General features: G+C 63.6%; 5 protein-coding genes. All 5 read left to right on the plus strand.

The features are described 5' to 3' along the window. Window positions 1-206: 206 nt before the first annotated feature. The 5 genes from QZW03_RS17335 (at window position 207) to QZW03_RS17355 (ending at window position 6,951) form a co-directional block, all read left to right on the plus strand. Complete coding sequence (locus tag QZW03_RS17335; protein WP_296511303.1) at window positions 207-1,829, plus strand: carboxyl transferase domain-containing protein; 1,623 nt, start codon at window positions 207-209, stop codon at window positions 1,827-1,829. A gap of 45 nt (window positions 1,830-1,874) precedes the next feature. Continuing rightward, window positions 1,875-3,029 (plus strand): acyl-CoA dehydrogenase family protein, encoded by a 1,155-nt coding sequence (locus QZW03_RS17340; protein WP_296511304.1) that lies wholly within the window; start codon window positions 1,875-1,877, stop codon window positions 3,027-3,029. A 78-nt stretch (window positions 3,030-3,107) separates the two neighbouring features. After that, complete coding sequence (locus QZW03_RS17345; protein ID WP_296511305.1) at window positions 3,108-3,935, plus strand: enoyl-CoA hydratase-related protein; 828 nt, start codon at window positions 3,108-3,110, stop codon at window positions 3,933-3,935. A gap of 141 nt (window positions 3,936-4,076) precedes the next feature. Further along, window positions 4,077-6,065, plus strand: coding sequence for a biotin carboxylase N-terminal domain-containing protein (locus QZW03_RS17350; RefSeq protein WP_296511306.1), 1,989 nt, complete (start codon window positions 4,077-4,079; stop codon window positions 6,063-6,065). Between the two features lie 10 nt (window positions 6,066-6,075). Next, complete coding sequence (locus QZW03_RS17355; protein WP_296511307.1) at window positions 6,076-6,951, plus strand: 3-keto-5-aminohexanoate cleavage protein; 876 nt, start codon at window positions 6,076-6,078, stop codon at window positions 6,949-6,951. The last annotated feature ends 155 nt before the right edge of the window (window positions 6,952-7,106 follow it).

Raw genomic sequence — 7,106 nt, forward strand, 5'->3', positions numbered from 1 at the left:
CGTCGCCCACTTTGGCGCGGATGGCTTGGGTTGCGGATTCGAGGGACATGTTGTGTTCTCCGGTGTCGGGTAAATCGAATGGACCGTGGCGGATGGTAGTGGCCGAGCATAACGTAATGCATAGTGAAAACACCTATACGGCAACTGGTTGACGTTAACGTCACCCTGACCTCTAATGCGTCAAGCAACTCAGAAAGCCCAGACCTATGCCTGCCCTGCGTTCCAAGATCAACCCGCGCTCCGATGCCTTTGCCGCCAATGCCCAGCGCATGCAGGGCCTGCTGGCCGAGGTGCAGCGCTTGCAGGACATGGTGATTGCCGAGTCGGAAAGCAAGCGCGAAAAGTTTGAGAAGCGCGGCCAGCTGCTGCCGCGTGAACGCGTGGCCCGTCTGCTGGACCGCAACTCGCCGTTCCTGGAGCTGAGCCGCCTGGCCGGCCTCAACATGCACGACGACGACGGTAAAAAGGCAGTGCTGGGCGGCGGCTCCATCATCGGCATCGGCACCGTGGCGGGCAAGCGCTGCCTGATCTCGGTGAATGACAGCGCGGTCAAAGGCGGCACGGTGGCACCCATGGGCCTCAAAAAAGCACTGCGCGCCCAGGAGGTAGCCCTGCAAAACAAGCTGCCGGTGATTTACCTGGTGGAGAGCGGCGGCGCCAACCTGATGTACCAGTCGGAGATTTTTGTGGAGGGCGGGCGCAGCTTTGCCAACCAGGCGCGCATGTCGGCAGCGGGCATACCGCAAATCTCGGTGGTGCACGGCTCCAGCACGGCGGGCGGCGCGTATCTGCCCGGCCTGTCGGACTACGTGGTGTTGGTGCGCGGGCGCAGCAGCATTTACCTGGCTGGCCCGCCGCTGGTGAAGGCCGCCATTGGCGAGGACTGCACCGACGACGAGCTGGGCGGCGCCGAGACGCATGCGCAAGTGACCGGCCTGGGTGAGTACCTCACCGAAGACGACGCCCACGCCATCGCATTAACCCGCGAGTTGATGGACAAGATCAACTGGGACACTGCACCACACGCTCCAGCCCAGGGCGCCGGCTTTGCCGCCCCACTGTTTGACGAGCAGGAGCTGATGGGCATCGTCCCTGCCGACGAGCGCGAGCCCTACGACGTGCGCGAGGTGATTGCACGGCTGGTGGATGGCTCGGACTTTTTAGAGTTCAAAGCCGGCTACGCCCCCGAGATGATGTGCGGCCACGCCCGCATCGAAGGGCGGCTGGTGGGCATTCTGGGCAACAACGGGCCTATACAGCCCGCAGGCTCCACCAAGGCGGCGCAGTTTATCCAGCTCTGCGCCCAGAGCGGCACGCCGCTGCTGTTTTTGCAGAACACCACCGGCTACATGGTGGGCTCGGTGGCCGAGCGCAATGGCGCCATCAAGCACGGCAGCAAGATGATTCAAGCGGTGGCCAACGCGCGCGTGCCCAAATTCACCGTAGTGCTGGGTGGCTCGTATGGTGCGGGCAACTACGGCATGTGCGGGCGCGGGTTTGACCCCCACTTTATTTTCAGCTGGCCCACTGCGCGCACCGCGGTGATGGGCGGCGCACAGGCCGCCAAGGTGATGGACATCGTGAACCGCGCCAAGGTCGAACGTATGGGCATGGAGGCGAATGACGAAGCGCTCAAGGCCATGTCTGACGGGCTGCGCCTGCGGCTGGACAAAGAGAGCGCGGCCCTATTCGGCACCGCCCGCTTGTGGGACGACGGAATCATTGACCCGCGCGACACCCGCAGCATTCTGGGCCTGTGCCTGGCGCTGGCTGCCGAGGCCGCCGACCGCCGGCTGAACGCCAACACCTTTGGCGTGGCCCGCCTCTGAGCGCGGCCGCCCGACTCACGCATTACAACGACCCGAGGACACCCCATGAAATTCACCTCCGAGCACACCCAGATTGCTGACACGGTGCGCAAATTTGTGGCCAACGAAATCAACCCCTTCACCGCGGAGTGGGAGAGGGCGGGCATCTTCCCCGCGCGCGAGCTGTTCAAGAAGATGGGCGACCTGGGGCTGCTGGGCATCAAGTACCCCACCGAGTTCGGCGGCATGGGGCTGGACTTCAGCTACTCCATGGTGATGGCCGAGGCGCTGGGCGACTGCAATGTGGGCGGTGTGCCCATGGCTATTGGTGTGCAGACTGACATGTGCACGCCCGCGCTGGCCCGCTTCGGCAGCGACGAACTTCGCACCCAATACCTGGCGCCGGCCATTGCGGGCGACATGGTGGGCTGCATCGGCGTGAGCGAGGCGGGCGGCGGCTCGGATGTGGCGGCTCTCAAAACAACGGCCCGCAAAGAGGGCAGCGATTACGTGATCAACGGCTCCAAGATGTGGATCACCAACGGCATGCAGGCCGACTGGTGCTGCCTACTGGCCAACACCAGTGAAGGCGCGGTGCACAAGAACAAGTCGCTCATCATCGTGCCCATGGATGCGCCGGGCATCAGCCGCCAGAAGATCGAGAAGATCGGCATGCACAGCAGCGACACGGCCCAGCTCTTTTTTGACAACGTGCGGGTGCCGCAGCGCAACCTGGTCGGGCAGGAGGGCATGGGCTTCATGCTGCAGATGCTGCAGTTCCAGGAGGAGCGGCTCTACGGCGCAGCCAGCAGCCTGCGCTCGCTGGACAAACTGATCAACCTCACCATCGAATACACCCGCCAGCGCCACACCTTCGGTCAGCCTATTCTCAACAACCAGGTGGTGCATTTCCGCCTGGCCGAGCTGCGCACCGAGGTGGAGTGCCTGCGCGCGCTCACCTACCGTGCGGTGGAGCAATACGTGGGCGGCAAAGACGTGACCAAGCTGGCCTCCATGGCCAAGCTCAAGGCGGGCCGCCTGAGCCGCGAGGTGACCGACAGCTGCCTGCAATATTGGGGTGGCATGGGCTTCACCGCCGACAACCCGATCTCACAAGCGTTTCGCGACAGCCGCCTGATCTCGATTGGTGGTGGGGCGGACGAAATCATGCTGGGCATCATCTGCAAGCTCGAAGGCACCTTGCCCGGCAAGGCTGCGTGAGTGATGCCGGATTTTGAATCAAATAGGCTGCTAGCCCCTATGGATAGTGCGCAAGTAGCTCCTAAAAATGTAGCATATGTGCCTGCGCCAGACTACGGGCATATCCGTGCCGAGCAGGTGGGGGCGGTGTTGCACATCACCCTGAACCGCCCCGAGGCGCGCAACGCCATGTCCCTGCAAATGGTGGCCGAGCTGCAGCAAGCTTTGCGTGCGGCAGAAGCCACAGCGGGCACCGAGGGCGCGGTGCGCGTGGTGCTGCTGCGCGGCGCAGGTGGACACTTCTGCGCGGGTGCGGACCTCAAAGACATGGCCGGTGCCCGCATGCGCTCCATGCAACGCGAGGCTGGCTCGCCTGAGCCGATAGCCGAGGTAAACGCCGCCTTCGGCCGCCTGTGCGTGGCCTTCGCCCAGACCCCGCTAGCCGTGGTGGCCGTGCTGGAAGGCACGGTCATGGGCGGCGGCTTCGGCCTAGCTTGTGTGGCCGACGTGGCGCTGGCCGATGACACGGCTTCGTTCCGCCTGCCCGAGACGTCGCTGGGCGTGGTGCCCGCACAGATCGCCCCGTTTCTGGTCGAGCGCTTGGGCTATTCGCAGGCCAAACGCTTGGCCGTGACCGGCGGACGCTTGGACGCCGCTGCCGCGCATTGCATGGGCTTGGTGCACGAGCTGTGCAGTGCTGACGATTTGCAGCAGGCACTGAACCGCGTGCTGAATGAAATTTTGGCCTGCGCCCCCGGCGCCGTGGCCGCCACCAAGGCCTTGATGCAGCAAGCGCGCTTCAGCCCTGCATCGGATTTGGTAGGGCACGCAGCCGCAGTGTTCGCAAATTCAGCGCAAAGCGCCGAAGGTCTGGAAGGCATGACCGCATTCCTACAAAAACGCAAACCAACTTGGGCCGTGATATGAATTTATGGTCAACCAACAAAGCCACTCCAAGCCTGTGGGGCAATGCGCTTTGCGTAGGTCAAGGAGGAGACCGCGCAGCGGGCGGGGGACACGAAGCAAAGCGCTTTTCCCCGCAGGCGCCACAGCAAGAGGAGGTATTGGATGTTTAGCAAAATCCTGATCGCCAACCGAGGCGAAATTGCCTGCCGCGTCATCCGCACCGCCCGCAAACTCGGTTACGTCACGGTAGCCGTCTATAGCGACGCCGACCGCGACGCACCCTATGTGACCCTGGCCGATGAGGCCGTGCACATCGGCCCTTCGTCCGCCGCCGAGTCTTACCTCAGGGTAGACGCCATTCTGGAAGCCGCGCGCAAAACCGGCTCGGATGCTGTGCACCCCGGCTACGGCTTTTTGAGCGAGAACGCGGCGTTTGCGCAGGCCTGTGCCGATGCAGGCGTGGTGTTCATCGGCCCGCCACCGGATGCCATCACCGCCATGGGCGACAAGGCCTTGGCCAAGCAGCGCATGCTGCAAGCCGGCGTGCCCTGCGCACCGGGCTACTTGGGAGCGGACCAGAGCGACGCGGTGCTGACCCTAGAGGCGCACAGATTAGGCTACCCATTGCTGGTGAAAGCCGTGGCCGGTGGCGGCGGACGTGGCATGCGACTCGTGCGCAGCGATGCCGAGTTGCAGCCCGGTCTGGAGGGCGCCCGCCGTGAAGCCATCAGCGCGTTTGGCGATAGCACCCTGATGCTGGAGCGCCTGATAGACAACGGCCGCCACATCGAAATACAAGTGTTTGCGGATGCGCACGGCAACGCGGTCTACCTGGGTGAGCGTGACTGCACGGCCCAGCGCCGCCGGCAAAAGGTGATTGAGGAGGCGCCGTCCCCGGTGGTCAGCCCCGCCATGCGCGAGGCTATGGGGCGCGATGCCGTAGCCGCGGCGCTGGCGGTGGGCTACCGCGGTGCGGGTACGGTGGAGTTCATCGTGGATGTGCACCTCAAACACTACTTTCTTGAGATGAACACGCGCTTGCAGGTGGAGCACCCTGTCACCGAATGCATTACCGGTTTCGACCTGGTGGAGTGGCAGCTGCAAGTAGCTGCAGGCGAGCCCTTGCCCGCGCGGCAGGGAGACATCCACTTGCGCGGCCATGCCATTGAGGCCCGTTTGTATGTGGAAGACCCGTACACCGGCTTTGCTCCGCAAACCGGCACGGTGCTGCACTGGCAGCCCGGCCGCACCTTGGCGGTCGCGGGGCAAGACGGCGGCCAGGGCTATGGGGTGCGGATTGACGATGGCATCGCCCAAGGCAGTGTGGTGACTCCGTTCTACGACCCGATGGTGGCCAAAGTCATTGCCTACGGGCGGGACCGCAGCGATACGATCCGGCGTTTGCGGGCTGCCTTGCAAAACACGCCTTTGTTGGGCCTGAAAAACAATGGCCGCTTTTTGCGGGACCTGGTGGACCACCCCGAGTTCCGCGAGGCGCGCATGACCACGACCCGCATTGACGAGTGGCTGGCGCAGGGCGAGCCTTTGCTACAAGCCCCCGTGGTTCCCCCTGCTGTCTGGCAGATTGCTGCGCTGGCGCTGGCCCAACAACAGGGCAGCGGCTGGCGAGCCAATAGCGTGCAGTGTTACGACATGCGTTTGCAGTCGGGCACTGAGGTGCGCACGGTACGGGTGGGGAGCGACAGTCAGGGGCGCACCAGCATCACACTGGACGACTCCGTAGTGCAAGCCCGTGTGCTGACGTGGCAGCAAGGCGAGTTGCGGTGTGAGCTCGCGGGCATTGCCCAAACGGTCGCTGCCGTGTTGGCAGGCGGGGCGCTGCACCTGGCCTTTGCCGGGGGCAACTACGTGCTCAGTGAAGTCTCTGCCGTGCCGGATGCCGATGCGTTGGTGGACGCGAGTCGGGCCCGCTCACCAGTGGCTGGCAAAGTGACCCAGCTGCGGGTGGCGGCCGGAGACGTGGTGGTGGCGGGTCAGCAGATGGTCTGCGTAGAAGCCATGAAGATGGAAATGTGGCTGTGCGCCGAGTCCGCCGGTACGGTGATAGCGGTGAATGCGAACCCCGGCGATCAAGTAGAGGCCGGCGCGGTGCTGGTTGCGCTTGAGTTGTCGACTCAGCCTGCGCAGTAAGGAGTACGAAATGGATCAAGCGATATTGACATGTGCCCTGACGGGCGTGCTGACCAACCCCAAGCAGCACCCGGTGCCGGTAACCCCTGCCCAGATGGCCGCCGAAGCGCGTGATGCGTACAACGCCGGGGCCAGCATCATGCACATTCACATGCGCAGCCAGGAGGAGGGCATGGGTCACCTGCCGAGCTGGGATCCGGAGGTTGCAGAGCGCATCGTCAACGCCATACGGGACGCCTGCCCCGGCGTCATCATCAACCTCACCACGGGAGTCGTGGGCAAGGACATCAGCGGTCCGCTGGAATGCATTCGCCGGGTCAAGCCCGAGATTGCCGCCTGCAACGCGGGCAGCCTGAACTACCTCAAGCTCAAGGAAGACGGCAACTGGGCCTGGCCGCCCATGGTGTTTGATAACCCGGTGGCGAAGGTGCAGCAGTTTCTGGACGTGATGCAAGCCTGCGGCACCCACCCGGAGTTCGAGTGCTTTGATGTGGGCATCGTCCGCTCGGTCACCATGTACCTGAAGAACGGCATGCTCAAGCCCGACATGGGGCGCGCGGAGTACAACCTGGTGATGGGCGTGGCTTCGGGCATGCCGTGTGACGCAGAGCTGCTGGCCTTGCTCCCCCGCTACATGGCCCCCGACAGCGTGTGGCAAACCACCCTGATAGGGCGCAGCGACATCTGGCCGGTACACCAGAAAACAGCAGACCTGGGTGGCATGTTGCGCACCGGTCTTGAAGATACGTTTTACCTACCCGACGGTACCCGCGCTGCTGGCAATGGGGTGTTGATAGAAGCCCTGGCCACCTGTGCACAGCGGGCGGGCCGAACGATTGCAAATCCTTCTGCCGCGAGAGCTATTTTGGGTCTGCGGGCAAGGTAGAATACGGACATCCCGAATGCTTCTGAAAAGAACATTTGAAAAGTTTCTCCGGTTTATCCGGATAGCATGAAAAAAAGCATGCTAGAATACGAAGCTTAGCGGCTGTAGCTCAGCTGGATAGAGTACTTGGCTACGAACCAAGGGGTCGTGGGTTC

The sequence above is a fragment of the Rhodoferax sp. genome, assembly GCF_013297935.1.
Classification (GTDB): domain Bacteria; phylum Pseudomonadota; class Gammaproteobacteria; order Burkholderiales; family Burkholderiaceae_C; genus Allorhodoferax.